At 73.6% G+C, this 25,606-nt stretch carries 26 protein-coding genes; 16 read left to right on the top strand and 10 right to left on the bottom strand.

Annotated features, from left to right (window positions below):
• Window positions 1-2: 2 nt before the first annotated feature.
• Both ACNYC2_RS08180 and fgd read left to right on the top strand, forming a co-directional pair.
• Window positions 3-1,229 (top strand): MFS transporter, encoded by a 1,227-nt coding sequence (locus tag ACNYC2_RS08180; RefSeq protein ID WP_419706549.1) that lies wholly within the window; start codon window positions 3-5, stop codon window positions 1,227-1,229.
• Window positions 1,230-1,307: 78 nt separating this feature from the next.
• Window positions 1,308-2,309: a glucose-6-phosphate dehydrogenase (coenzyme-F420) gene (fgd, locus tag ACNYC2_RS08185; protein ID WP_419706550.1), complete on the top strand. Its 1,002-nt coding sequence runs from the start codon at window positions 1,308-1,310 to the stop codon at window positions 2,307-2,309.
• Window positions 2,310-2,342: 33 nt separating this feature from the next.
• On the opposite strand, the gene ACNYC2_RS08190 is transcribed toward fgd, so the two are convergent.
• On the bottom strand, window positions 2,343-2,996 hold the full coding sequence (locus ACNYC2_RS08190) for a response regulator transcription factor (protein WP_419707792.1): 654 nt from the start codon (window positions 2,994-2,996) through the stop codon (window positions 2,343-2,345).
• An 8-nt stretch (window positions 2,997-3,004) separates the two neighbouring features.
• Entirely contained in the window at window positions 3,005-4,174 is a 1,170-nt protein-coding gene (locus tag ACNYC2_RS08195) for a sensor histidine kinase (RefSeq protein WP_419706551.1), read from the bottom strand.
• A gap of 146 nt (window positions 4,175-4,320) precedes the next feature.
• Here ACNYC2_RS08195 and ACNYC2_RS08200 point away from each other — a divergent pair, with 146 nt between their 5' ends.
• Genes ACNYC2_RS08200 through ACNYC2_RS08210 form a run of 3 tightly spaced genes read left to right on the top strand, consistent with a single transcriptional unit; the run spans window position 4,321 to window position 7,030 of the window.
• A complete protein-coding gene (locus ACNYC2_RS08200) occupies window positions 4,321-4,767 on the top strand; it encodes a hypothetical protein (protein ID WP_419706552.1) in 447 nt (148 codons plus the stop codon).
• Window positions 4,764-6,320: a multicopper oxidase family protein gene (locus ACNYC2_RS08205; protein ID WP_419706553.1), complete on the top strand. Its 1,557-nt coding sequence runs from the start codon at window positions 4,764-4,766 to the stop codon at window positions 6,318-6,320. Before ACNYC2_RS08200 ends, ACNYC2_RS08205 begins: the two co-directional genes overlap by 4 nt.
• A 20-nt stretch (window positions 6,321-6,340) precedes the next feature.
• Window positions 6,341-7,030: an HAD hydrolase-like protein gene (locus tag ACNYC2_RS08210; RefSeq protein ID WP_419706554.1), complete on the top strand. Its 690-nt coding sequence runs from the start codon at window positions 6,341-6,343 to the stop codon at window positions 7,028-7,030.
• 43 nt (window positions 7,031-7,073) lie between these two features.
• On the opposite strand, the gene ACNYC2_RS08215 is transcribed toward ACNYC2_RS08210, so the two are convergent.
• The 5 genes from ACNYC2_RS08215 to ACNYC2_RS08235 all read right to left on the bottom strand — a co-directional run bounded on the left by ACNYC2_RS08215 (window position 7,074) and on the right by ACNYC2_RS08235 (window position 12,628).
• Window positions 7,074-7,601, bottom strand: coding sequence for an O-acetyl-ADP-ribose deacetylase (locus tag ACNYC2_RS08215; protein ID WP_419706555.1), 528 nt, complete (start codon window positions 7,599-7,601; stop codon window positions 7,074-7,076).
• Complete coding sequence (locus ACNYC2_RS08220) at window positions 7,598-8,086, bottom strand: GNAT family N-acetyltransferase (RefSeq protein WP_419706556.1); 489 nt, start codon at window positions 8,084-8,086, stop codon at window positions 7,598-7,600. Before ACNYC2_RS08220 ends, ACNYC2_RS08215 begins: the two co-directional genes overlap by 4 nt.
• 227 nt (window positions 8,087-8,313) lie before the next feature.
• The gene (locus tag ACNYC2_RS08225) at window positions 8,314-9,666 is read right to left on the bottom strand and encodes a DUF6596 domain-containing protein (protein ID WP_419706557.1); all 1,353 of its coding nucleotides are present in this window, start codon (window positions 9,664-9,666) and stop codon (window positions 8,314-8,316) included.
• Window positions 9,667-9,679: 13 nt separating this feature from the next.
• Window positions 9,680-10,060, bottom strand: coding sequence for a YciI family protein (locus ACNYC2_RS08230; RefSeq protein ID WP_419706558.1), 381 nt, complete (start codon window positions 10,058-10,060; stop codon window positions 9,680-9,682).
• A gap of 90 nt (window positions 10,061-10,150) precedes the next feature.
• A complete protein-coding gene (locus ACNYC2_RS08235; RefSeq protein WP_419706559.1) occupies window positions 10,151-12,628 on the bottom strand; it encodes a DNA gyrase/topoisomerase IV subunit A in 2,478 nt (825 codons plus the stop codon).
• A gap of 178 nt (window positions 12,629-12,806) precedes the next feature.
• Between ACNYC2_RS08235 and ACNYC2_RS08240 the strand changes: the two genes are divergently transcribed.
• A complete protein-coding gene (locus tag ACNYC2_RS08240; RefSeq protein ID WP_377133562.1) occupies window positions 12,807-13,262 on the top strand; it encodes a hypothetical protein in 456 nt (151 codons plus the stop codon).
• A gap of 17 nt (window positions 13,263-13,279) precedes the next feature.
• On the opposite strand, the gene ACNYC2_RS08245 is transcribed toward ACNYC2_RS08240, so the two are convergent.
• Entirely contained in the window at window positions 13,280-16,099 is a 2,820-nt protein-coding gene (locus ACNYC2_RS08245; protein WP_419706560.1) for a GNAT family N-acetyltransferase, read from the bottom strand.
• 69 nt (window positions 16,100-16,168) lie between these two features.
• Between ACNYC2_RS08245 and ACNYC2_RS08250 the strand changes: the two genes are divergently transcribed.
• The 5 genes from ACNYC2_RS08250 to ACNYC2_RS08270 all read left to right on the top strand — a co-directional run bounded on the left by ACNYC2_RS08250 (window position 16,169) and on the right by ACNYC2_RS08270 (window position 20,383).
• Entirely contained in the window at window positions 16,169-16,753 is a 585-nt protein-coding gene (locus ACNYC2_RS08250) for a DUF5998 family protein (protein WP_116675824.1), read from the top strand.
• Complete coding sequence (locus ACNYC2_RS08255; RefSeq protein WP_419706561.1) at window positions 16,750-17,943, top strand: alkaline phosphatase family protein; 1,194 nt, start codon at window positions 16,750-16,752, stop codon at window positions 17,941-17,943. The genes ACNYC2_RS08250 and ACNYC2_RS08255 overlap by 4 nt, the downstream gene beginning before the upstream one ends.
• Before the next feature lie 23 nt (window positions 17,944-17,966).
• Entirely contained in the window at window positions 17,967-18,608 is a 642-nt protein-coding gene (locus ACNYC2_RS08260; RefSeq protein ID WP_419706562.1) for a thymidine kinase, read from the top strand.
• 102 nt (window positions 18,609-18,710) lie between these two features.
• On the top strand, window positions 18,711-19,580 hold the full coding sequence (locus ACNYC2_RS08265) for a transporter substrate-binding domain-containing protein (RefSeq protein ID WP_419706563.1): 870 nt from the start codon (window positions 18,711-18,713) through the stop codon (window positions 19,578-19,580).
• Window positions 19,577-20,383 (top strand): hypothetical protein, encoded by an 807-nt coding sequence (locus tag ACNYC2_RS08270; protein WP_419706564.1) that lies wholly within the window; start codon window positions 19,577-19,579, stop codon window positions 20,381-20,383. The genes ACNYC2_RS08265 and ACNYC2_RS08270 overlap by 4 nt, the downstream gene beginning before the upstream one ends.
• 3 nt (window positions 20,384-20,386) lie before the next feature.
• Here the strand turns inward: ACNYC2_RS08270 and sepH are convergent, their stop codons facing one another.
• A complete protein-coding gene (sepH, locus tag ACNYC2_RS08275) occupies window positions 20,387-21,562 on the bottom strand; it encodes a septation protein SepH (RefSeq protein ID WP_419706565.1) in 1,176 nt (391 codons plus the stop codon).
• Between the two features lie 135 nt (window positions 21,563-21,697).
• Between sepH and ACNYC2_RS08280 the strand changes: the two genes are divergently transcribed.
• Together ACNYC2_RS08280 and ACNYC2_RS08285 are read left to right on the top strand one after the other, a co-directional pair.
• Window positions 21,698-22,561, top strand: coding sequence for an inositol monophosphatase family protein (locus tag ACNYC2_RS08280; RefSeq protein WP_419706566.1), 864 nt, complete (start codon window positions 21,698-21,700; stop codon window positions 22,559-22,561).
• Between the two features lie 310 nt (window positions 22,562-22,871).
• Entirely contained in the window at window positions 22,872-23,171 is a 300-nt protein-coding gene (locus ACNYC2_RS08285; RefSeq protein ID WP_116675819.1) for a DUF4193 domain-containing protein, read from the top strand.
• Between the two features lie 76 nt (window positions 23,172-23,247).
• Here the strand turns inward: ACNYC2_RS08285 and ACNYC2_RS08290 are convergent, their stop codons facing one another.
• Window positions 23,248-23,691 (bottom strand): DUF3093 domain-containing protein, encoded by a 444-nt coding sequence (locus tag ACNYC2_RS08290; protein ID WP_419706567.1) that lies wholly within the window; start codon window positions 23,689-23,691, stop codon window positions 23,248-23,250.
• 121 nt (window positions 23,692-23,812) lie between these two features.
• On the opposite strand from ACNYC2_RS08290, the gene dut reads away from it, so the two are divergent.
• From dut to ACNYC2_RS08305, 3 genes are all read left to right on the top strand, one after another.
• Complete coding sequence (dut, locus tag ACNYC2_RS08295; RefSeq protein ID WP_419706568.1) at window positions 23,813-24,289, top strand: dUTP diphosphatase; 477 nt, start codon at window positions 23,813-23,815, stop codon at window positions 24,287-24,289.
• 140 nt (window positions 24,290-24,429) lie between these two features.
• A complete protein-coding gene (locus tag ACNYC2_RS08300) occupies window positions 24,430-25,155 on the top strand; it encodes a DUF3710 domain-containing protein (RefSeq protein WP_419706569.1) in 726 nt (241 codons plus the stop codon).
• Between the two features lie 25 nt (window positions 25,156-25,180).
• The gene (locus tag ACNYC2_RS08305) at window positions 25,181-25,561 is read left to right on the top strand and encodes an OB-fold nucleic acid binding domain-containing protein (RefSeq protein ID WP_377225539.1); all 381 of its coding nucleotides are present in this window, start codon (window positions 25,181-25,183) and stop codon (window positions 25,559-25,561) included.
• The last annotated feature ends 45 nt before the right edge of the window (window positions 25,562-25,606 follow it).

A 25,606-nucleotide genomic window follows, 5' to 3' on the forward strand; every position in this document is an offset into this window, starting at 1 on the left:
AGGTGACCACTGCGCGCCCTGTCTCCCTGCCCGCCGCTCGACCCACCTCCGCCGGCCCGCGCCGACACGGCGCCGGGTTCTGGGTCACCGGCCTCACCTTCCTGCTGCTCATGGCGTTCGCGGCGGTGCCGAGCCCGCTCTACACGCTCTACGCGGCGCGGGACGGGTACGGCCCGTTCACGGTCACGGTGATCTTCGCGGCGTACGCGGTGGGGGTCATCGCGAGCCTGTTCTTCGTGGGGCACCTGAGCGACCGGGTGGGCCGCCGCCCGCTGATCCTGCTCGCCGTGACGCTGCAGCTCCTGGCCGCCGTGGGCTTCCTGGTCCGGGACGACCTGGCGGGTCTCCTCGTGGCTCGCGTGGTCTCGGGCGTCGGGATCGGCGCGCTGACCGCCACGGCCACCGCGTACCTCGCGGAGCTCGACGGCGCGCGCACCAGGCCGGCCCCGGGACGTGCGGCCGTCGTCGCCACGGTGGCGAACCTGGGCGGGATCGGCCTGGGGCCGGTCCTGTCCGGGCTGCTCGCGGCGCCGTCCGCCCACCCGCTGGTGGTGCCGTACGCGGTGTTCGGGGTGGCGATGGCGGTGCTCCTGGCCGCCACGCCGTTCGTGCCCGAGACCGTGCTCCACCGGCCGGGGCTGCGGCCCTACCGGCCGCAGCGGGCGGCGATCGGCAGCGAGGTCCGCGGCCGGTTCGTGGCCGGCGCCGTCGGCGCGTTCACCGGGTTCGCCGTCCTCGGCCTGTTCAGCTCGGTGGCTGCGTCGTTCGTCCGCGACGAGCTGGGGCAGCCGTCGCTGATCGTCGCGGGTGCGGTCGCGGGGACGCCGTTCCTGGCCGGCGCGCTCGGCCAGACCCTGCTGGCCGCCGGTACGCAGCAGGTCCAGCTCCGCTGGGCGGCGGCCCTGATCGTCGCGGGCCCCGTCGCGCTGTTCGGCGGCGTCGCGCTGGCCTCGGTGTGGCTCTTCGTGGCGGGTGGCGTGCTGGCCGGCGGGGGTGCGGGGCTGCTGTTCAAGGCGGCTCTCGGCCGGACGGCGGCCATGGTGGCGCCCCAGGAGCGGGCCGAGGCGCTGGCGCTGATCTTCCTCGTCGCCTACGCCGGGCTGGTGGTCCCGGTGCTCGCGGTCGGCGTCGGCCTGGTGTACCTGCCGGCGCCGATGGTCCTCGGCGTCTTCGCGGTGCTGGTCGCGGTGGCCGGCGGATGGTCGGCGTCGGCGATGAGGCGCTCCTGATCGGGGGCTGACCAGGTCGGATGTGACGTGCGCGACGCGGGGGTTCGCCGGACGGCGATCGAGCGTAGGGTCTCAGATGTGACTCTGAAGATTGGGTACAAGGCGTCCGCCGAGCAGTTCGGGCCGCGCGAGCTGGTTGAGCTCGCAGTACGCGCCGAGGAGGTGGGACTGGACAGCGCGATGGTCTCCGACCACTTCCTGCCGTGGCGGCACGAGGGTGGCCACGCGCCGTCGGCCCTCGCCTGGCTCGCCGCAGCGGGGGAGCGCACCTCGCGCATCCAGCTCGGCACGAGCGTGCTGACCCCGACGTTCCGCTACAACCCCGCCGTGATCGCGCAGACGTTCGCTAGCCTGGCGCTGCTGACCGAGAACCGCGTGATCCTCGGGGTCGGGACGGGCGAGGCCCTGAACGAGATCGCCGTCTCGGGCCGCGAGTGGCCCGAGTTCAAGGAGCGGTTCGCGCGGCTGCGCGAGGCCGTGCAGCTCATGCGGGCCCTCTGGACCGAGGACAGCGTGGACTTCAAGGGCGACTACTTCGAGCTGGTCGGCGCCCAGATCTACGACCGGCCCGAGAACCCGGTGCCCGTCTACATCGCGGCGGGCGGCCCGCTCGTGGCCAAGTACGCCGGGCGCGCGGGCGACGGCTTCATCTGCACCTCCGGCAAGGGCATGGACCTGTACACGGAGAAGCTGCTGCCCGCGGTCGCCGAGGGTGCGGCCAAGGCGGAGCGCGACGTCGCGCAGGTCGACAAGATGATCGAGATCAAGATCTCGTACGACCGCGACCCGGCCGCCGCGCTGGAGAACACCCGGTTCTGGGCGCCGCTCTCGCTGACCCCGGAGCAGAAGCACAGCGTCACCTCGGCCACCGAGATGGAACAGCTGGCGGACGAGCTGCCGATCGAGCAGGTCGCGAAGCGCTGGATCGTCGCGTCCGACCCGGAGCAGGCACTCGAGCAGATCAAGCCCTACGTCGACGCCGGCCTGAACCACCTCGTGGTGCACGGCCCCGGCCAGGACCAGGAGCGGTTCCTCACCCAGTTCAGCGAGGACGTGCTGCCGCGCCTCAAGGCGCTCTGACCTGACACCCTGACCGAGCGGGGCTCGTGCGGCTCACGGCCGCACGAGCCCCGTCTCGTAGGCGAGGATCACCAGCGCCGCGCGGTCCCGGGCGCCGAGCTTGGCGAGCAGCCGGCTCACGTAGGTCCGTGCGGTGGCCGGGCTGAGGTAGAGCTCGCGGGCGATCTCGTCGTTCGTCAGCCCTCGGCCGAGCTGCTGCAGCACCTCGCGCTCGCGTTCGGTGAGCCCGGCGAGCCGGCGGTCGTCGGTCCGGGGCGCCGGGGCGGCCGCGACCGCGCGCAGCACCGTCGCCGTCACTCCCGGGTCGAGCAGCGACTCGCCCGCCGCGACCACGCGGACGGCGCGGCGCAGCTCCGCCGGCGCGACGTCCTTGAGCAGGTAGCCGGCGGCACCGGACCGGATGGCCTCGAAGACGTGCTCGTCCTCGTCGAACGTGGTCAGGATCAGCACCCGCACGTCCGCCAGTGCAGGGTCCGCGACGATCTCGCGGGTCGCGGCCAGGCCGTCCAGGCGCGGCATCCGGATGTCCATGAGCACGACGTCGGGCCGCAGCTCCCGCACACGGGACACCCCGGCCTGTCCGTCGGCGGCCTCCCCGACGACGGTGATGTCGCCCTCGCTCTCCGCCAGGGCGCGCAGCCCCGCGCGCACGAGCTCCTGGTCGTCCACCAGGACTATCCGGATCAGTGGGCCGGTCATGCTTCTCCCGTCTCCAGCCGGAGGGGCAGGTCGGCGGCCACGACGAACCCGCCGCCGGGTGCGTCGCCCGCGGTGAGGGTGCCGCCGAGCAGGGTGACGCGTTCGCGCATGCCCGAGATCCCGGTGCCGGGCACGAGGCCCGGGCCGGCGCCGCGGCCGTCGTCGGCCACCTGGAGGGCCAGGCGGCCGACGGCTGCCTCCGCGGAGACCCTGACCCGGCCGGCCGCGGCGTGCCGCAGCACGTTGGTGAGCGACTCCTGCACCACCCGGTAGGCGGCGGCGTCGACGGCCCCGTCGAGGGCCCCGGCGGGTACGTCGAGCTCGACGTCGACGACGAGCCCGGCCGCCCGCGCCGAGGCGGCGAGGGCGTCGACGCCGGCCAGGCCCGTCGGCGCGGAGTCGGGCCCGCCCGCCGGGCCGCGCAGCAGCCGGACCGTGGAGCGCAGCTCGTGCAGCGTGCCCGACGTCGCCTCGCGCACGTGCCCGAGCGCGCGCCGGGCCGCGTCGTCGTCCCGGCCGACTGCCTCGGCGGCCACGCCCGAGTGCAGGGCGATCACCGACAGGTTGTGCCCGACGACGTCGTGCAGGTCCCGGGCGATGCGCAGGCGCTCCGCCTGCAGCCGCTGTTCCGCGGCCCGTGCCTCGTGCCCGCGCGCCTCCCGCGAGAGGCGGACGGCTACGCCGAGCGCGATCGCCGCCGCGACCAGTGCCACGTCGGAGACGAGCTCGTACGGCGTCAGGGCCTCCTCGGGGGTGTTGCCCACCGTCCGGTAGTAGGTCGCGACGGCGATCAGCACGGTGCCCGCACCGATGGCCCAGCCGGTACGCCGCATCTCCGCCGCCGAGTACAGCGCCGCGACCGCGGGCAGCGCCATGCCGATGGGCGCGAACTGGAACGCGTAGTAGACGAACACCGCGAGCACCGTGATCACGAGCATGACGCGCGGCGCCCTGCGCCGGAGCAGGACCAGCGCCCCGAAACCCACCGCGAACAGGTACGCCCCCGGGCCGGCGTGCCGCACGGCGGCGGGGTCCGCGGCGATGACCACGGCGACCACCAGGGCCATGGCGAGCGCCAGGACGACGTCGGTGACGCGCGGGTCGACGGCGCGTGGTTCGACGGCGCGTGGTTCGACGGCTCGCGGGGCGGCGCTCGGTTCGGACACACCGTCACCCTACGGACGAGCCGCCCCCGAGGCATCGTCCCGGAGCCCTCCGGCGGCGAAGTCAGGGTTTGTGTCGCCTCCGGGCGACACCGGGAGACGATCCAGGGCCGATGTGGGACGGGTGCCCCGGCGGGCACCGTCGAGGCATGACATCCCAGCACCTTCCCCCTCAGTCCTCGCCCCGGCCGGGGCCCGCGCCGCAGCCGCCCGCCGTCCCGTGGGCGGTGGTCGCCGGTCTCTCCGCGCTGGCCCTGCTCTGGCCGCTGACCGGCCTCACCGGCGTGCTCGGCACGGGCGCTCCCCGGGCGTTCGCCGTCATCGGCATCACCGCCGCCGTGTGGATCGGCGTCGTCGGCCTGGGCCGTGTGCCCCGGCCCGTGCTCACCCTCACGCTGACCGGTCTGGCCTACGGGCTCGTCGGCGTCGCGCTGGGGCAGCTCGTCCCGGCGCTCGCCGGCTTCGGCGGACCCGGCGGCTCGGGCGTCGAGCCTGCCTGGACCATGATCCCGGCGCTGCTGATCGACACCTTCGTGGGTCTGCTCGCGGGTCTGGTCGCGGCCGGCGTGCAGCGCCTGCGCGGGGCCGGCCGATGAGGCGGGCCGGCGCCCTGGCGGCAGGCCCTGCCGCCCTGGCGCTCGTCCTCGCGCTCGCCGGCTGCGGCCTGGTCCCCGGCTCGGTCACGCCCGTCGACGAGACGGAGTTCACCAACGAGCTCGCCATCCCGCCGCTGGCGCCGTCACGGATGGTGGACGGCACGCGGGTCTTCGAGCTGACCGCGCAGGAGGGGACCACGGAGTTCCGGCCGGGCGTGCGGACCGAGACGTGGGGCTTCAACGGCTCCTATCTCGGGCCGACGCTGCGGGCCGGACGCGGCGAGCGGGTCGCCGTCGAGGTCACCAACGACCTCGGCGAGCCGACCAGCGTGCACTGGCACGGCATGCACCTGCCCGCCGCGATGGACGGCGGGCCGCACCAGGAGGTCGAACCGGGAGCCACCTGGCGCCCCACCTGGGAGATCGACCAGCCCGCGGCCAGCCTCTGGTACCACCCGCACCCGCACGGCGCCACGGAGGAGCACGTGTACCGCGGCCTCGCGGGCATGTTCCTCCTGGACGACGACGCCTCGCGCGCCGCCGCCCTGCCGCAGGAGTACGGCGTCGACGACGTGCCGGTGATCGTGCAGGACAAGGTGTTCGACGACGACGGGCAGCTCGAGCTCGAGGACAACGGCAGCGAGCCCGGCACGCTCGGCGGAACCGTCCTGGCCAACGGCACGGTGGGCGCGTACCACGAGGTCACCACCGAGCGGGTGCGGCTGCGGCTGCTCAACGGGTCGACCGCCCGGACCTACCAGCTCGGGTTCGAGGACCGGGACATGCAGCTCGTCGCGTCCGACGGCGGGCTGCTCGACGCGCCGGTGACCCTCGACCGGGTGCGGCTCGCGCCCGGCGAGCGCGCCGAGGTCGTCGTCGAGATCGAGCCGGGCGAGACCACGCGTCTGCACTCGTTCGAGGCCGACCTGGGCGGCGTCGTCGTCCCGTTCGCGATGGGCGGCAACGACGCGTTCGACGTGCTGGAGCTCCGGGCCGCCGACGAGCTCACGCCGTCACCGGAGCCGGCCTGGGAGCCGTCGGTCCACGCCGCTCAGGACGCGCTGCACGAGGACGACGCCGCGGTGACGCGCACGTTCGAGCTCGACGACCGCCAGATCAACGGACGCCGGATGGACATGGGCCGCATCGACGAGGTCGTCGCCGAGGGCGACACCGAGATCTGGGAGGTGCGCAGCATCGTGCCGATGCCCCACAGCTTCCACGTGCACGACGTGCAGTTCCAGGTCCTGTCGATCGACGGCGACGCGCCGCCGCCCGAGCTGGCCGGGCGCAAGGACACCGTGTACCTCGAGCCGAACCGCACCTACCGGCTGCTCATGCGGTTCGACGACTACACCGACCCCGACGTGCCCTACATGTTCCACTGCCACATGCTGCTGCACGAGGACGAGGGGATGATGGGGCAGTTCGTCGTCGTCGGACCGGGGCAGGAGGCGGGGACGCCGCCGGGCGGGCACGGGGACGGGCACGAGGGCGCGGGAGGTGGCGGGGCGGACGGCGGCGACACGGACGCCCACGCGGGGCACCACTGAACGTGTGGCACGCTCGGGACGTGACCCTCACCCTTCCCCGCCGCATCACGCACGTCCTGCTCGACCTCGACGGCACCCTCACCGACTCGGCGCCCGGCATCATCGCGTCCCTGCGTGTCGGCTTCGCCGACGCCGGGCTCGCCGTCCCCACCGACGCCGTCCTACGGACCTTCGTCGGCCCGCCGCTGGGCGCGAGCATGACCGGCATCGGCCTGTCCGACGCCGACGCCGGCGCCGCGATCGCCGCCTACCGCCGCGACTTCGAGGTGCACGGCATGTTCGACAACTCCGTCGTCCCCGGGTTCCCGGAGGCGCTGACGGAGTTGCGCGAGGCCGGGGTGACGCTCCTGGTGGCCACCGCCAAGCCCGAGCACTACGCGCGGCAGATCGTCGAGCACTTCGGGCTCGACCGCTACCTGGAGGGCGGGCTCGACGGCGTCCACGGCGCCGCGGGCGAGGCGGTCGGACTCGTGGAGGGCAAGGAGGTCGTCGTGGAGCGCGCGCTGGCGCACGTGGTGGCCCTCGGCGCCGACGTCGGGCAGACGGTGATGGTGGGCGACCGCGAGCACGACGTGCACGCCGCCGCCCACCACGGCGTCCCGACCGTCGGCGTCACCTGGGGCTACGCGGCACCCGGCGAGCTGGAGGCCGCCGGCGCCGCGGCGCTCGCGGCGACGCCGGCGGAGCTGGCCAAGCTGCTCACGAGCTGACCTGCCTGCCGGCCGGCCGGCTCGCGCGAGTGCCAGGTCGCCGTCAGGCCGTACCGAGCGCCTCGGTGAACACGTCCCGCAACCGCTCGTCGAGCACCACGAACCGCACCTCCTGGGGACTGGCCTCCGGATGCTCGGCGAGCCAGCCGCGACAGGTCATGACGGCGATGCGTGCGACGTCGGTGGCGGGCCAGCCGTAGGCGCCCGCGCTCACCGCCGGGAAGGCGATGGTCCGCACGTCCAGCTCGGCGGCGATGTCGAGCGAGCGGGCGAAGCATGACGCGAGCCGGGCGGGATCGTCCTGGCCACGGTGCAGGTTCGGCCCGACGGTGTGGATCACCCACGAGGCCGGCAGCTCGAACGCGGGGGTCGCGACGGCGTCGCCCACCTCCAGGCCGTCCCGGTGCGTCGTGTTTCGCAGCCGCCGGCACGCCTCGAGCAGGCGTGGCCCGGCCGCGGCGTGGATGGCGCCGTCGACCCCGCCTCCGCCCAAGAGCAGGGAGTTCGCGGCGTTGACGATCGCATCCGCCTCCACGCGGGTCAGGTCACCGATCTCGACGGACAGTGTCATGCGTGCGCTCCTGACGGGCTGGCTGCTGTGCTGACAGGTGTGGTGGTGCTGGCTGGGGTGATCGTTCCGCGGCCCGGGCGCTCCATCCAGGAGTACTGCGGGTCGACCGGTACCCAGCCGAACTGTTCGTAGAGGCCGCTGGCGTCGGCGGTCGCGAGGAGCGTGCGGCGCAGCCCGAGCGGCTCGAGCTCCGCGACCACGCCCGCGATCAGGAGCTTGCCGACGCCCTGGCCGCGCACGGCCGGGTCGACGACGACGTCGGCGAGCCAGGCGAACGTGACGCCGTCCGTCACGACGCGCGCGAAGGCCACCTGCTCGACCGTGCCGCTGCGGTAGACGCCGTAGGGCCGGGAGCCGGCGATCGCTGCGTCCATCAGCTCGCGCGTGCGGCCCGCTCCCCAGTAGGTGTCGGCGATGAGCTCGTGCACGCGGGCGGGATCGACGCGGGCAGGGTCGGTGGAGAACTCGTAGGTCGAGTCGTTCATGGAACGGAGTCAACCACCGGTCACCGACAGTGTCCGGGGGAATCGCGGCCGGGGGCCTTGTTGAGCGCCCTGCGCTGGCTCCGTGCAACGGGCCGAACTCAGCGACTTCGGTCCGTTGCTCTGAGATCGGTCAGTCAACCGACCGATCTCAGAGCAAGGGACCGATCTCAGCGGGCCGGCCGTGCAACCGACCGAACTCGTCGTCAGCAGGAACCGAGGCCAGGGACCTATCCGGCGTGCCTGCGGCAGAACTCGCGCAGCGGGCCGGCCGGGATCACGTCCAGCAGCTCGCGGTAGCGAGCGGCTGCCTCGTCGGTCCGGCCGGTGTGGCGGGCGAGGTCCGCGAGAGCGAGGCTCGCGTCCCGGGCGGCGTACGGCGGCCCGTCGGCGACCAGCTCCTCGAGCTCGCGCTCGATCTCGCCGACGCTGTCACCAGGACCAGCACCAGGACCAGCACCAGGACCAGCACCAGGACCAGCACCAGGACCAGCACCAGGACCAGCACCAGGACCAGCACCAGGACCAGCACCAGCGCCGGCGCCACCGGCGCGCAGCGCGATCCGCCCCAGCACCACGAGGCGCGCGACCCGGGCCGCCGGAGACGGCCAGACCTGGAGCAGCGCGTCGTAGAGCTGAGCCAGCCGGGTCCAGTCGGTCTCCGCCGCGGTACGAGCCGCCGCGTGCACCCCCGAGATCGCGGCCTCCAGCGCGAAGCGGCCCGGACGCCCGGCACCCGCACCGCCGGCGGTGATCGCCGCCGTGGCGTCGTCCAGGCCTGCCGACAGGAGCCGTTGGTCCCACGCCGAGCGGTCCACCTCGTCGAGGGGGAGCGCGACGCCGTCGCGCACGCGGCCCGGGCGCCGGGCCAGGCCGAGGCGGCACACGGCGCGCAGGCCGAGCACCTCGGGGTCGTCCGGGTACTCCGCGACGAGCGCCTCGGCGAGCGTCAGCGCGTCGCGGGCCGGGTCCTGCGTGGCGTCAGCGGGCTCGATCCCGTCCCGTTGCCCCACGGTGAACAGGCCCGCGACGCACGCGAGCACGACGGGCAGCCGCGCGGCCCGTGCGGCGCCGTCGGGGACGGCGAACTCGCCGCGGGCCCTGGCCAGTGCCGACTTCGCGCGGGTGAGCCGTGCCGCTGCGGTCGCCTCCGCGATGCCGAGGTGGGCAGCGATCTGCCGGATGGTGAGGCCGCAGACCACCCGCATCGCCAGGACGAGCTGAGCGCCGGAGGCGAGCGCGTCGTCGCACGCGACGAAGAGCAGCGCGAGCCGGTCGTCGAGGTCGCCGCCGGGCGCGCCGGGGCCGGTCGGCACGTCCACTGCGGCCACCTCCGGGCGGGCGATCTGGGACTGGAGCCGCGTGAACACCGCCTGGTGGCGCACCGCGTCGAGCCACGTCCGGCGCCCGACCTGGACGCACCAGGCGACCAGGTCGTCGATGGCGCCGTCGGGCTGGGCCGCGGCCCGCGCGAACGCCTCCGCGGCGCACTCCTCACCGGAGTCCAGGCTGCGCGTCGTCACGGCGAGCGACCGCACCACCTGAGGCCAGGCGGTGCGGAACGCCGCGGGGTCGATCGGCACGCAGAGGTCCCTCCTAGGAACCGAAGTCGTGGACCTTGCGCCACTCGATCACGTTGCCGGTGGGCACGAGCGCGGCGATCTTGCGCGCCGTCGCCTCGTCGCACTCGAACTGGTAGAAGCCGGTGATGACCTCGTTGGTGTCGGTGAACGGCGCGTCGGTGTAGACCGGCTCGGCGCCGTCCTTCCCGGGCGCCACCCACCCGCCGTACTTGGCGTTCTGCAGAGCGGCGGCGCCGACCATCTTGACGCCGAGCTCTTCGACGGCCTGCATGAACCGCCCGTGCGCCGCCATGTCCGGGTCCTCGCTCCGGTCGCGGCCCTGCAGCTTCTCCGGCAGGTACGCGTCCGAGTCCCAGTCGTTCTCGCGGATCAGGAAAACCCAGCTGTCAGTCATGTCGAGCTCCTCGTTACTGGAATGTTGACACGCCTTGGACGGGCGAGCGACGCCAGAATCGACACCCTCGACAAAACTGGTCCCGCCTGGTCAGCCGATCACCGCGATCGGGACCGAGATCGGGGTCCCGGACCCGTCGCGCCGCTCGTCCACCTCGGGCAGCTCGACCGGCTGGCCGCCGGCGCCGAGAGCCCGCGGGGGAGTAGCGCCCACCCAGGCCAAGATGAGCCCGTCCTCGCCCTTGAGCAGCCGCTGGGACCGCACACCGCCCGTCGCCCGGCCCTTGCCCGGGTACAGCGAGAACGGCGTCACCTTGCCGGCGCCCGGCTCGATCCCCGGCAGTGCGTCGCCCGCCCCGGCGATGGTCACCACCGTGGCGTCGACCCCGGCCGGGACCGCGCCGAAGAACACCACCTTGCGGTCCGCGGCCAGCTTGATGCCCGCCATGCCGCCCGCGGCGCGACCCTGAGGCCGCACGGACGAGGCCGGGAAGTGCAGCAGCGACGAGTCGTCGGCCACGAAGACCAGCTCGTCGTCGTCGGACACGACGGCGGCGCCCACCACGGTGTCGCCCTCCTTGAGCGCGATCACCGGCCACTCGTCGCCCTTCGCGGGGGCGTCCGACGGCGCTATCCGCTTGACGATGCCCTGCGCGGTGCCGACGGCGATGGTCGGCGCGTCCGCGCCGAGCGCGGTCACGGCCCGCACGGTCTCGCCGGGCTCCAGCTCCACGAGCTCGCTGACCGGGATACCGCCGGACAGCGACGGCGCGCCGTCGGTCGGCGGCAGCGAGGGCAGGTCGAGCACGGAGATGCGCAGCATGCGGCCGGCCGAGGTCACCAGACCGACCTGGCCGCGGGTCGTCGCGGCGGTGTCACCCCGCAGGGCGTCGTGCGCCGCACGGTTGCCCTCGCGCGACGCGGGGACGTCGTCCGGGAGGCGGGCCAGCAGGCCCGTCGCGGACAGCACCACGCGGGTCGGGAGGTCCTTGATCTGCAGGTCGATGGGTTCGACGGCCTTCTTGCGACCGTTCGCCGGGGCCTCGGCCACCGAGCCGACGGACCCGCCGGCGGAGTCGAGCAGCACGGTGCGGCGCGGCGTGCCGTACGTCTTGGCCACCTCGCTCATCTCGGTGCTGACGACGCGGCGCAGGAGCTTCTCGTCGCCGAGGATCTGCTCCAGCTCGGCGATCTCGCGGCGCAGCTCCTCGGCCTCCTTCTCCAGCTCGATGCGGGAGAACTTGGTGAGGCGGCGCAGCTGCAGGTCCAGGATGTACGACGCCTGGGGCTCGGACAGGTCGAAGACCTCGCGCAGGCGGTCGCGGGCGATACCGGCGTCGTCGGACGACCGGATCACCTGGATGACCTCGTCGATGTCGACGATCGCGACGAGCAGGCCGTCCACCAGGTGCAGCCGCTCGAGGCGCTTGTCCAGGCGGTACTGCGACCGGCGCCGGACCACCGAGATGCGGTGGTCCACCCAGACCCGCAGCATCTCGACCAGGCCGAGCGTGCGCGGCTGGCCGTCGACGAGGGCCACGTTGTTGATGCCGAACGAATCCTCGAGCGGCGTGACGCGGTAGAGCTGCTCCAGCACGGCGTCGGGGTCGAAACCGGTCTTGACCTCGATGACCAGGCGCAGCCCGTGCGTGCGGTCCGTGAGGTCCTGCACGTTGGTGACGCCCTGGATGCGCTTGGCCTTGACGCCGTCGGCGATCTTCTCGACGACCTTCTCCGGGCCCACCAGGTAGGGCAGCTCGGTGATGACGATGCCCTTGCGGCGCGGCGTCACGCTCTCGATCCGCGCGGTGGCCCGGGTGCGGAAGCTGCCCCGGCCGGTGCGGTACGCGTCGCGCACACCCTCGAGGCCGACGATCTTGCCGCCCGTCGGCAGGTCCGGGCCCGGCACGAACCGCTGCAGGTCCTCGAGCGTGGCCTCGGGGTTCTTGATCAGGTGCTGCGCCGCCGCCACGACCTCGACGAGGTTGTGCGGAGCCATGTTCGTGGCCATGCCGACCGCGATGCCGGACGCGCCGTTGACCAGCAGGTTCGGGATCGCGGAGGGCAGCACCTCGGGCTGGGTGAGCTTGTTGTCGTAGTTCGGCACGAAGTCCACGACGTTCTCGTCGAGCCCCGTGGTCATCGCCATCGACGACGCCGCCAGGCGTGCCTCCGTGTACCGGGGCGCGGCGGGACCGTCGTCGAGCGAGCCGAAGTTGCCGTGCCCGTCCACGAGCGGGAGCCGCAGCGAGAAGCTCTGCGCGAGCCGCACGAGGGCGTCGTAGATGGGGGCGTCACCGTGCGGGTGGAGCTTTCCCATGACCTCGCCCACCACACGCGACGACTTCACGTGCGCGCGGTCGGGACGCAGTCCCATGTCGGACATCATGTAGAGGATGCGGCGCTGTACCGGCTTGAGGCCGTCGCGCGCGTCAGGGAGGGCCCGCGAGTAGATGACGGAGTAGGCGTACTCGAGGAACGAGGCCTCCATCTCCGAGGCGACGTCGATGTCCACGACCTTCTCGTGGATCTCGCTCTCGTCGAGCGGCTGCGACGGCTTGCGCGCCATGGTTCGTGGGGCTCCTGGAATCTGGGGCTGGAATCTGGGGGTGGATCGAACAGGCAAACGGTACCCCGCGCCACCGACACTCCGGCCGCTCACACTCCGGTGCGCGCCGTGCTGGCGTCCAGCCAGGTCACGGCGTGAGCATGTGCACATTCCTCGCTACACCTGGCACTATTCAGCCATGCCCGAAATGCCGCTGCTCAGCAGGTCGACCACCCTGCCGGGCTGGCTGGTCCGTATCGGGCTGGCCTACGGCGTCGCCGGGCTCAGCGTGGTGCCCGTCATGGTGCTGGGCGCCCTGGTGACCTGGTGGATGCAGTCCTGGCAGTGCGCGGAGCAGGAGTGGGGCTGCCTCGAGGAGGGCATCACCATGTGGGCGGGCCTCGCGGTGGTCGCCGCCGTGCTGCACGTGGTCATCTCGATGCGGGTGGGGCTCGGCGTGGTGCACGGCCTGGTGGTCGTAGCGGTGGCGGCGGTGTCGGCGAACATCGCCCCCGCGCCCGGCGCGTGGCTGATGCTCGCCACCGGACCGGCGGTCGCCGCGATCCTCACCGCCTCGGGCCCGAACCGGCGTCAGCGCCTGGTGCTCGTCGGCTTCGCCGTGATGCTCCTCGTCGGCATGGTCCTGATCCGCTGACCGTCCGCTGATCCCGGCTAACCCGGCAGCGCCCGCCGCGGCGCGTCCGTCCGGCGCTCCGCCGGCCGCAGCCGGATCGTCGCGTGCAGCACCGCCGCCCCGCGCTCCGCGACCGCGACGGGGTACAGCTCCAGGGACGCGAGCTCCGGCAGGTCCTCCGCCATCACCGAGACGCGCGCCAGCACGTCCTCCAGCGCCGCCACGTCGGCGGCGGGCGCGCCCTGGTAGCCGAACAGGCGCGGGGCCGCGCGGACGCCGCGCACCATGCGCGCCACGTCGACGTCGGTCAGGGGCGGCACGCCGTGCGTCACGTCGTCGAGCAGGTCGACGGCGTCGCCCGCCAGTCCGAACGACACCACCGGGCCGAACAGCTCGTCCTCGACGGAGCGCACCACGCACGCCACGCCGGTGGGCGCCATCGCCTGCACCTCCAGCACCGGGTCGGGCGCAGGGAGCAGGGACGCCGCCGCCGCGAGCATCCGCTCGGCGTCCTCCCGCAGGTCCTCGGCGTCGGCGATGTCGAGCCGCACGCCGCCCAGGTCCGCCCGGTGCCGCAGCGCGGGCGCGGCGGTCTTGAGCGCCACGGGCCAGCCCAGCTCCTCGGCGGCGGCGACCGCCTCGTCCGCCGTGCGGACGCTCCGCGAGCCCCACAGGCTGAGGCCGTAGCAGGCCAGCAGCTCGGTGGCGGTCGCCTGGTCCAGCTCGGCGCCGTCGGGCTCCTGCGCCGGCTCCTGGGTCAGCAGAGCCTCCACGAGCGTGCGTGCCTGGGCCCGCGCGGCGCCGTCGGACATGTCCTCCCGCAGCGCCGGCCGGACCGGCGTGCCGTGGTCCTGGGTGCGCCACTGCGCGTAGCGCACCACCGCGCCGAGCGCCCAGACGGCGTCCTCGGGCGTCGAGAACGCGGGGATCCGGATCTCGCGGCCGTCGTCGCTCGCCGCCAGCTCGTCGGGCATGCCGTGCAGGCCCAGCGCGCTGACGACGGTGGTGCGACCCGTGCGGGCAGCGGCCTGGGCCACCGCGCGCGCTATCGCGTCGGTGCGCGGCAGCACCACCGGCACGGACACCACGACCACGGCGTCGCACGCGCCCGGGGCGTACAGGGCGTCGACGGCGGCGGCGATCTCGTCGTCGGGCGCCGCGGCGGACAGCGGGTCCGGCGGCCCGACGACGGTCAGGCCCGCTGCGGCGACGGCGTCGGCCACGAGCGCCGCCAGCGACGGCGAGCTCGCGAGGATCCCTACCCGGCCACCGGTCGGGAGCGGCTGGTGCGCCAGTACCTGGGCGACGTCCATGAGCTGGTGCGTGTTCTCCGCGCGGATCACGCCGGACTGCCGCAGCACCTCGTCGAGCATCCGGCGCGGCGCGCGCGTGGCGCGCACGGTGTGCCCGGGCGGCACGACGCTCCCGTGACGACCCGCCACGACCACGATCACGGGCTTGACCTGCGCCAGGCGCCTGGCGATCCGCGAGAACTTGCGGGGGTTGCCGAGCGTCTCGAGGTACAGGCAGGCGACGTCGGTGTGCGGGTCGTCCTGCCAGTACTGCATGACGTCGTTGCCCGACACGTCGGCCCGGTGCCCCGCCGAGACGAGCGTGGAGAGCCCCAGGCCGCGCCGCTTGACCGTCTCGGCGGCCGTGACGGCGACGGGCGAGCTCTGGCTGAACAGGCCCACCCGGCCGGGCCTGGGGGCCGTGAGCGCGAGGCTCGCGCGCAGGCTCGCGCCGGGGACGTTCGTGAGCAGGCCGTAGCTCGCCGGGCCCACCACCCGCATGCCCTCGGCGTGCGCGGTGCGCAGCAGCTCGCGGCGGCGGGCGACGCCGTCGGGCCCCACCTCGGCCCACCCTGCCGACAGGACGACGACGCCGCGCGCACCCGTGCCGCGCAGGCGCCGGACCGCGTCGATCACCTCGTCCGGGGGCGCGGCGACGACCGCGAGGTCGACCGGGGCGCTCTCGCCCGACCCGTTGCCGCCCGGCCCACCGTTGCCGAGGTCCGCCCAGGTCACGTCGTCGCCGAGCACCAGCAGCTCGGTGTCGCCGGGATCGGCGGCGTGCGCCTCTCGGACGCGCGCGGCGAGCAGCTCGTCGACGGTGCCGCCCTGCGCCGGGCCCACCAGGAGCACGCGCCGGGCCGAGAGCAGGGCCTGCATCGAGCGTGCCTCGGTGCGGTGCTCGCGGTCCGCCATGACCTCGCGGGACCGGTCGGTCGGGTCGAGGTCGATCGAGACCGTGACGACGCCGTCGTCCAGGTGCTGCTCGACGGCGTAGCCGGCCTCCCGGAACACGCCGAGCATCGCCCGGTTCTGGGGCAGCACCTCCGCGATGAACCGGTGCACGCCCCGCTCGCGCGCGGCGGCGGCGATGTGCTCCAGCAGCACGGACCCCAGGCCCTGTCCCTGGACCGCGTCCGCGACGTTGAACGCGACCTCGGCGGTGCGGCGCCCGGGCCGGTCGTCGATGACGTCGTACCGCGCGACGCCGATGATGTCCTCGGCCAGGTCCGCGCCGTCGGCCTCCGCGCCGTCCGCTTCTGGCGCCGAACCCGGGCGGACGGCGACCAGCGCCGCCCGGCTCACATGGTCCACGGTGACGAGCTGGGTGAGCATGCGGTCGGGGATGCGCTGCAGCGCGGCGAAGAACCGGAGATAGGTGGACCGTTCCGACTGGGCCATCTGGAAGCGCTGGAGCGCGTCGGAGTCCTCCGGGCGGATGGGGCGCACGTGCGTCGTGGAGCCGTCGCGCAGCACCACGTCGGCCTCCCACTCGACCGGATACTCCGTCGAGTACGGCAGGCGCACAGTGCCCACCGGTCGGTCGGCCCGTTCTGGCTGGTCCACGGGACCAAGGCTAACGACCGCCGCGGCGCGTGTGGACCTGAGCGCGACACGGATGGGATGATGCCAACCGTGCCCCATGCCCCTACCGATGCCCGTGACGACCTGACCGCCCATCTGCACCGGGCCGGCTACTACCCGGAGCTCGTCGCGGACGTGCTCGACGTTGCGCTGGCCGACGAGGAGGTCGTGGCCCACCTCGTGCAGGCCGAGACCACCTTCGACTCGGAGGTGCGCAGGCACCTCACCGTCCTGGTGCTGACGCCGACCCGCCTGGTCACCGCGCACGTGGACGACCACGCGGGGGAGGACCCGGAGCGGCCCGGATCGGCGTCGGCCACCACGGAGGTCGTGCCGGTGCGCGAGATCCGCTCGGTGGCGCTCACGCACGTGATCGCGGACCCGGAGCGGTACCCGAAGCGCGCGTCGACGCGTGAGGTCACCCTGGCGATCGGCTGGGGCGCCGTGTCGCGCGTCGACCTCGAGCCCGCCACGTGCGTCGACCCGAACTGCACCGCCGACCACGGCCTGACCGGCCAGGTCACGCCCGACGACGTCGTCGTCCGCGTGTCCAGCGAGGCCGAGGGTGACGCCGCGGTCCGCGCCGCGGTCGGCTTCGCGCGCGCCCTGTCCCGGGCGACGTCCGCGCCGAAGTGACCGTTCCGAACCTCCCCGACGGCCTGGTCGAGCCGTCCTACGACACCACGAGCCTCGCCGCGGTCATGCCCGCCGTGGCGGGCGCGATGGGCCACGACCTCACCACCGCCACCGGCCTCACCTCGGGCGGCTGTCGTACGGCCCTTGGCCTGCCGGACGCCGACCGGGTGGTCGTCGTCCTGGTCGACGGGCTCGGCATCCGCAACCTCGCCGAACGCGGCGGGCACGCGCCGTTCCTGCGCGGGCTCCTGCGCGAGCGGGACGAGCCGGCCGCGACGCTCACGTCGAGCTTCCCCTCGACGACGGCGGCGGGCCTGAGCACCCTCGGCACGGGCACCGCCCCGGGCCGCACCGGCATGCTCGGCTACACGCAGCGCAACCCGGCGACGGGCAGGCTGGCGTCCCTGGTGCAGTGGCGGGAGCTCGGCGACCCGGCCGACCTGCAGCGCGAGCCCACGGTCTTCGAGACGCTCGCCGCGGCCGGCGTGCGGGTTACGGCGCCCGGCCCGGGCAAGTTCGCCGGTTCCGGCATGACGCAGGCCGCGCTGCGCGGCCCGGCCTACGTGGCCGCCGAGACCTTCGAGCAGCGGGTCGACGCCACGGTCACCGCGCTCCGGCAGCCCGGCGAGGCGCAGCGCCTCGTCTACCTGTACCAGGGCGACGTCGACAAGACGGGGCACGGCCACGGCTGGGACTCGTGGCAGTGGGGCGACGCGCTGGAGTCCACGGACCGCGAGCTGAGCCGGCTGATGCGCGGCGTCCCGCGCGGCACCCTCGTGGTGGTCACCGCGGACCACGGCCAGATCAAGGCCGACCTGACCACCCAGTGGGACGTCGCCTCCGACCCGGCGCTGAAGCCCGGCGTCGCGCTGGTCGGGGGAGAGCCGCGCGCCCTGCACGTCTACGCCGACCAGGGCACCGACCCGGCCGACGTCGCGCGGCGGTGGGCCGAGCGGCTGGGCGAGCACGCGCTCGTCCTGCTGCGGGACGACGCCGTGGCGGGCGGCTGGTTCGGGCCGGTCGCCGAGCACGTGCTGCCGGCGATCGGGGACGTGGTGGTCGCCATGACCGGCGCGGCCACCGTCGTCGACTCGCGCGTGCACTCCGCGAACGCGCGCGCGCTGCCCGGTGTGCACGGATCGCTGACCCCGCACGAGATGCTCGTGCCCCTGCTCACCGCAGTCGCCTGAGCCGAGACCTGAGGTAAGGAACAGTGGCAGAGCTCGTCTTCTTCTCCGGGACCATGGACTCCGGGAAGTCCACCCTCGCCCTCCAGACGGACCACAACTATCGTGCCCGCGGGCGCGAGGGGCTGATCTTCAGCCGTGGTGACCGGGCGGGGGAGGCCAGGGTCTCCAGCCGCCTGGGTCTGGAGGTCGCCGCCCACGAGGTGACCGACGACACCGACTTCTGGGTGGAGATCAGCGGCCGGCGTGCCGGCGGCGAGGCGGTCGACTACCTCGTGTGCGACGAGGCGCAGTTCTACTCGCCCGAGCAGGTGGAGCAGCTCGCCCGCCTCGTCGACGAGATGGAGATCGACATCTTCGCGTTCGGCATCACCACCGACTTCCGCACCCGGCTGTTCCCCGGCTCCGCCCGGCTCATCGAGCTCGCCGACCGGATCGACGTGCTCCAGGTGCAGTCGCTGTGCTGGTGCGGCGCGCGCGCCACGCACAACGCGCGCACGGTCGACGGCGTGATGGTCACCGAGGGCGAGCAGGTGGTGATCGGCGACGTCGGCCCGTTCGAGTCCGCCGACGTCGCGTACGAGGTGCTGTGCCGCCGCCACCACATGCGCCGCATGACGGCGCTCACCGCGCGGCGGCGATCAGCCGACGAGTCGCTCTGGGGCTGATCGGAGCCGCCGTCCGACGGCACCCGTCGATCGCGCGTTGATCGCACGCACAAATCACTCGACTGATGCGGAACAAATCGCTCAAATGATATTTTGTCGCACATGGCGACGGCCGGCAGGCGAGCCCTCATCGCATTCATGTGTGTGGCGACGCTCGTCGTCGCGAGCGGGTGCGGCCCGGACCCCGAGTCCGAGACGCACGAGGAGTGCGCATCGCTCCTCGGCGTGCAGGGCCGCGTCGTCGTCGGGATGCACAGCGACCAGCCCGGGCTGAACTACCAGCAGACGGACTCCACGCGCGGCGGGTTCGACTACGACCTCGCCCAGTGGCTGGGCAGCTACTGCGGGCTGAACGTGGTCGAGCAGAACCTCGGCACCACGCAGCGCGAAGGTGAGCTGGAGGACGAGGACGGCGCGGACATCGTCATCGGGAGCTACTCGATCACCGACGAGCGCAAGGAGGACGTCTCCTTCGCCGGCCCGTACATGAAGACGAAGCAGGGCGTGATGGTCCGCTCGGACTCCCGCATCGAGTCCGCCGCGGACCTCGTGGGCAAGAAGGTCTGCGCGGCCCGGAGCAGCACGTCGTGGAGCCAGATGAACGAGAACCTCGCGGGCATCGTCGCGGTCCAGGAGGAGGGGTTCGGGGTCTGCACCCGGAAGCTCCTGGACGGCACCGTCGACGCGGTCTCGACCGACCAGCTGCTCCTGTACGGCTACGCCGAGGAGTTCGGCGGCCTGCGGGTGCTGCCCGACGAGCAGTTCGGCAACGCCGAGCTCTACGGCATCGGGATCGACCACGGCGACGCCGAGCTGTGCGCGTTCCTGAACGACGCCGTCCTCGAGGCGCTGATCAGCGGCTGGTGGGTGCAGACCTTCGAGAACAACTTCCCCGACTACCTCGACCCGGCGGACTTCAAGCCCGACGACGGCGACCTCACCGAGTGCCCCGACCCGGACGCCGAGCCGTGACCGGACCTGGCGACCCGGCGCTCGCGGCCGAACGCTCCGCGAGGCCGCGCAGCCGCCGCGGAGACCTCACCATCTTCGTCGCGGGCGGCGTGGTCTGCGTCGTCGCGTTCGTCCTCGAGCCGTCGGACGGCCGGTCGACCATCGACGCCGCGGCGATGCTCCTGAGCTACGTGAGCATCTGCCTCGCCGTGCGGCAGGGCGTCCAGGAGATCCAGACCCACCGCGCCGGCGACGACGGACCCGGCCTGTGGAGCCGGTTCGTCGCCGTGCTCACCGCCCGGCCGCGGTCCACGGTCGCCGGCCTGGCCATCATCCTCGCCGCCGCGACGTACCTGACGTGGTACTACACCTCGGCGTCCTCGATCCCGGTCACCGGCGACATCAAGGTCACCGCCGAGTCCGAGGAGCCCGCCGACGGCGGCGCGCCCGCCGGCCTCACCGACTGCTACGTCGACGGTGAGCGCCGCACCGAGGAGGGCACCGGTGCCCCGGCCGCCGACTGCACCCAGCTCCGGATCAGCCTGCCGGGAGACCCGCCGCAGCGGGGTCATGTCACGTTCCTGCCCGTGCTGCACAACCCGGCGGCGACCGGGTCGTGCGTCGCCGGGGCCGAGATCGTCCTGACGCCGGTCGTCGACAACGTCCCGCGCGTCGCGGTCAGGGGCTCGTCGGGCAAGCCGGTCGACGTCCCGATCGGCGGCGGCACCAGCGCCGTGCACGTGCTGGCCGAGGTCGACCAGCGGCACGACGACCTGGCGTGCCGCGTGTCGCTGACCGTGACGCGGGCCGTGCTGCACGACTGAGGGCTAGACCTCCGGACGCGACCCGAACACGATCTCGTCCCAGCTCGGCACCTGCGCGCGCGACTTGCGGCCGCGCTTCGCCGCCGGGCGTTTGGACTGCGCGGGCTCGGCCGGCGGCTTCTCCGGGACCTGCTCCGGCTCGGCCTGGGGCGCGGGGTCGTCCGCAGGCGAGGCCTCCGCCGTCGGACCGGCGTCGGTCTCCTGCACCGGGCCGGGCCGCGGCGCCTCGATCTCCCACTGGCTGGGGCCCTCCCACTCGAGATCGGCGGGGGAGTCCGGCACCAGGGGCGAGGGCATGCGCGCGCGGGACCCGCCGCGGCGCGCACCGATGTCCACGACGGCGGCCGAGGGCTCCGGGTCCGGCTCGGGCTCCTCGGCCGTCGGGCCGCCGGGGCCGTCAGGTCCGCCAGGGCCGTCGAGGTCGAGCTCCATCATGTCCGGCAGGTCGTTGTCCGGGGTGAGCCTGCGGGCAGGCCGCTGTCCCCGCCGCTCCGACAGGTTGTCGAGCAGCAGGTCGGTGTCGTCCTGCTCGGGCGCCGCCGACCGGGACGACGGGTGGTTGCTCCGGTGCGGCGGCAGGGCCGACACCCCGGCGATGACCGGGCGTTCGTCCTCCTCCGGAAGCCCGAGCCAGCGCGCCTCGTCGTCGAGCGCCGTCACGAAGCCGCCGCGCGGCTCCAGGGACCAGCGGGCCTGGCGCGGGCGGTCGCCGGCCTCGAACTCGACCCGCACGATCCACGGGTGGGTGCCCTCACGCGTAGCGGTCCACCGGGCGTCGGCGGGCCGGACGCCGCGGGAGCGGAGCCGGTCGTCGGCGATCTCGCCCAGGGTGGTGGCGCCGCCGTCGTCCGTCAGGACGGACCTGGCCCGGACGCGCGCGATCGAGTGCTCCCGCTCGGAGAGGACCGCGTACTCGAAGCGCCGCACGTGCTCGATCGGCAGGCCCGAGGCCTCGGCGAGCATCTCGCACGTCTCGCCCGCGCGCAGGCGCTCCTGGATCTCGCGGGGACGCAGCGCCGACGCCTCCTGGGCGCGGATCGACTCGGTACGCGGGCGGTCGCCGCGGATCGCGGCACGCAGGGCATCGGTGATGGGCAGGGTGCTCTGGGCGCCGTCGCGCGCAGCAAGGACGAGTCGTTCACCGTCCTCGTGCAGCCGTACCAGCTCCAGCTCGTCCATGCCAGTCCTCCCGGGGTAGTCCTGTGGGCCGAGCCTGCCACCGCGGGGCGGCCCAGCGGCGCAGGCGCGTCGGTGCGCCGCCGGATAGCCGGCCGTCGGATAGTCGGTCACTTGCGCGTGCGGCAGGATGGGTGCGTGATCTCACCCGCACCGCCCGAGCTGCCCGACGGCGTCACCGTCACCGCCCTCCGCGACCTCGCCGTCCGCCTCGCGACAGCCGCCGGTGCCCTGGTCCGTGAGGGTAGACCTGAACGCGTGGTGGTCGCGGCCACCAAGTCGAGCGACGTCGACCCGGTCACGGTCATGGACCGCGCCTCGGAGGAGCTGCTGCGCGAGATGATCGCCGCCGAGCGGCCCGACGACGCGATCCTGGGCGAGGAGGGCGACGACGTGGCGGGCACCAGCGGCCTCACGTGGGTGCTCGACCCGATCGACGGCACCGTGAACTACCTCTACGGCGTCGCGTCCTGGGCCGTGTCGGTGGCCGTGGTGGCAGGTCCGCCGGAGCCCGCCTCGTGGACGGTCCTGGCCGGCTGCGTGCACAGCGTGGCCGACGGCCGCACCTGGTCGGCGGGGCTCGGCGAGGGCGCGACCCGCGACGGCGAGCCGATCCGGGTGGGCGCCCCCACCTCGCTGGGCACCTCCCTGGTCGGCACGGGCTTCGGGTACGACGCCGGCCGCCGCGCCCACCAGGCGCAGGTGCTGGCCCAGGTGCTGCCCAAGATCCGGGACATCCGACGGCTCGGCTCGGCCGCCATCGACCTCTGCCTCCTGGCGGACGGCTCGCTCGACCTGTACTACGAGCGCGGGCTCAACCCGTGGGACATGGCGGCCGGGGCAGTGGTGGCCACCGAGGCGGGCGCGGTCGTGACCGGCCTGCGCGGTGCTCCGGCCACCAGCGCCATGACGGTGGCGGGGCCGGCCGAGCTCGTCGCGCAGCTGGCCGGGATCCTCGAGGCGGCCGACGCAGATGGTGCGAGCTCGCCCGAGATCGGGTGATCCTTTTTCTGACACGGTATCGCGGGAGAAGTCACCGCTGAACCGGCTCCAAAGGCAAATATCGGTATATCAACGCAGGTCAGAGCATACGTGACCTGGGTTACACCGACAGATGTAGCGCGCCTGACAGAAATGGTGCACAATCCGTGGGCCGACTCGGGAACAAAACCGGGGCCGTGTGCATTATCAGCGCGTACACCCGCAACGGACGCCGTTCGACGGCGCTTGCGGTGACCCGGCCGGGGCGGCGTCGAACCCCCGGATGACCCGAAACCCTTCCGGCGCGACCACTACCGACGGAGAACACCACATGGCAACTGACTACGACGCCCCACGTAAGACCGATGAGGATGTCGAGCAGGATTCGATCCAGGAGCTGCAGGCTCGTCGCTCCGACAAGTCCTCGGGCGTTGTGGACGAGGACGAGACCGAGGCGGCCGAGGGCTTCGAGCTCCCGGGTGCCGACCTGTCCGGCGAGGAGCTCGCCGTCCGCGTGCTGCCGCGACAGGCGGACGAGTTCACGTGCTCCAGCTGCTTCCTCGTGCACCACCGCAGTCAGCTGGCCTACGAGAAGGCCGGCCAGATGATCTGCACGGAGTGCGCCGCCTGATTCCACCAGGCGTTCGGCACTGACGACACGACCGGGCTGTCATGCAAGTGCGTGGCAGCCTTCGTCGTGTCCGGGGTCAGGCTCCCAGAGCCTCGACCAGCAGCTGCGGCCGGCGGGTGGAGATGAGCCAGTAGGGGGTGGGGTCCGCCGGGTCGTCGAGCGCGACCCGCACCCCGGTCCGGGCCCACGCGCGCAGGCAGACGTACGCGCGTCCGTCGAGGCCGGGGCCCAGCTCGTGCCGCATCGCGGCGACGTCCAGGGCCTGGGCGGGGCCGAGCAGGGCGACCGGGATCCGGGCGCTGCCCGCCCGCAGGACGCCGTCGGACACCTCCACGACGGGCGCCGTGGCCGCCAGGGCGGCCGCCGATCCCAGGCAGACCAGCAGCCCGACGACGATCGCCGCCGTCGCGTGCACCGGCCACAGCGCGATCGCCGCGATGGCGCCCAGACCGACCGTGCCGAGCCAGCCACCGGGACCGGGCAGAAGACGCTCGTGGAAGGTGAGGGTGGTCGCCGTCATGAGGACATCATCCCAGCCCCGAGCACTGCCGAAGCACCGCGGGAGAAGCGCGGGAGAACTGCCGGAGCGCCAACCTGCCGCTCTTGCGGCGGTGCGCGCCGAGGTGGCGTACTCTTCCGGCGTGCCCACCCCTGTGCCAAGTGACGACGGCAGCACCGTAGACGTGCTCATCCGCCTGCTCGACGACGTCCCCGTCCCCGCCTACGCGCACCCCGGCGACGCCGGCGCGGACCTGGTGACCACCATCGACGTCGAGATCCCGCCGCAGGGCCGGGTGCTGGTGCCCACCGGCGTCTCGATAGCCCTGCCGGACGGTTACGCGGCGTTCGTGCACCCCCGGTCGGGGCTGGCCACGAAGCACGGCGTCACCATCGTCAACGCCCCCGGCACCGTCGACGCGGGCTACCGCGGCGAGATCAAGGTGACGCTGCTCAACACCGACGTCACCGAGCCGGTGAAGCTGGTGCGTGGCGACCGCGTGGCGCAGCTCGTCATCCAGAAGGTCGAGCGGGCGCGGTTCCTGCCCGCCGAGACGCTTCCGGGCTCGCACCGGGGCGAGGGTGGCTTCGGCTCCAGCGGCGGTTTCGCGGGGCGCTGAACGCCGGCTCCCGAGCCGTCCCGACTTCCGTACCGGTACCGCCCCGGACGGGTCTAGTCTGTAAGTAACGAGCGGATAACGCTGCCGTGCGCCGCAATCGACCGCGCACGCAGGACGACGAACTACGAAGGAGCGTGGCTGTGGGTCTGTTCAGCCGACGAGGCACGGCGAATGAGCCCGCACCGGTCGAGTGGGCGTCGGTGGAGGCCGAGCAGCAGAAGCGGCCGCACGGACCCTTCGACCGGTCGCAGGTGGGGGAGATGGGTCCCCGCGTCGACCTCGGCGCCATCTGGCTGCCGGTGATGCCGGGTCTCGAGCTCCGCATGGAGATCGACAAGAAGACGCAGAAGGTGACGGGGGTGACGGCCGCGCTGGAGGGGTCGAACCTCCAGATCCAGGCCTTCGCCGCGCCGCGCACCGAGGGCATCTGGGACGAGATCCGGCACGAGATCGCGCAGTCCGTGAGCGGGCAGGGCGGGATCGTCGACGACGTGCCCGGCGTGTTCGGCCGCGAGCTGCTGGTCCGGATGCCCGTGAAGGGCCCGGAGGGTCAGGCCGGGCAGCGCCCCGCGCGGTTCATCGGGGTGGACGGTCCGCGCTGGTTCATCCGCGGCGTGCTCGCCGGCCGGGCGGCCCTGGACGCCGAGGCGGCCAAGGCGCTCGAGTCGGTGTTCGCGAACATCGTCGTGGTGCGCGACCAGAGCCCGCGACCGCCTCGTGACCTGCTGCCCCTGGCGCTGCCGAAGTCGGCGCGCAAGGATGGTGCGGAGCAGGCAGCACCCGCTGCCGGTCCGGAGGGCGCGGTACCGCAGATGTCTGACTTCGACCCGCTGCGCCGTGGCCCCGAGATCACGCAGATCGGATGAGATCGGTTGACGAGGTGAACCGCTGATGTCGCTGCGCTCGAGCCTGGCGTCCCGTATCGCGGAGTCGCTGGCCTCCAACGAGCAGGTCCGTGACATCGAGGAGCGTGCGGACGCCTCCCGGAACGTGGGCTGCGCGGCGGTCGCGTCCGTGCCGGTCCGGTCCCGCGGCAAGGTGGCCGGCGTCCTGCGCTCGGTGGTCCTGCGCCCGCGGGAGGGCGTGCCCACCGTGGAGGCCGAGCTGTTCGACGGTTCCGGCGCGCTGGACCTCGTCTGGCTCGGCCGGCGGACCATCGACGGCATCGAGCCGGGCCGGCGCATCCGCGTCGAGGGCATGGTGTGCGACGTCGACGGGCGGCGCACCATGTTCAACCCCCGCTACGAGCTGCGGCCCCGGCCCGGCGAATGAGACGCCGCGTGGCCGGGTGGATGAGCACCCAGGCGAGCACGGCAG

It is taken from the genome of Promicromonospora sp. NFX87, from assembly GCF_048564965.1.
Lineage (GTDB): Bacteria > Actinomycetota > Actinomycetes > Actinomycetales > Cellulomonadaceae > Promicromonospora.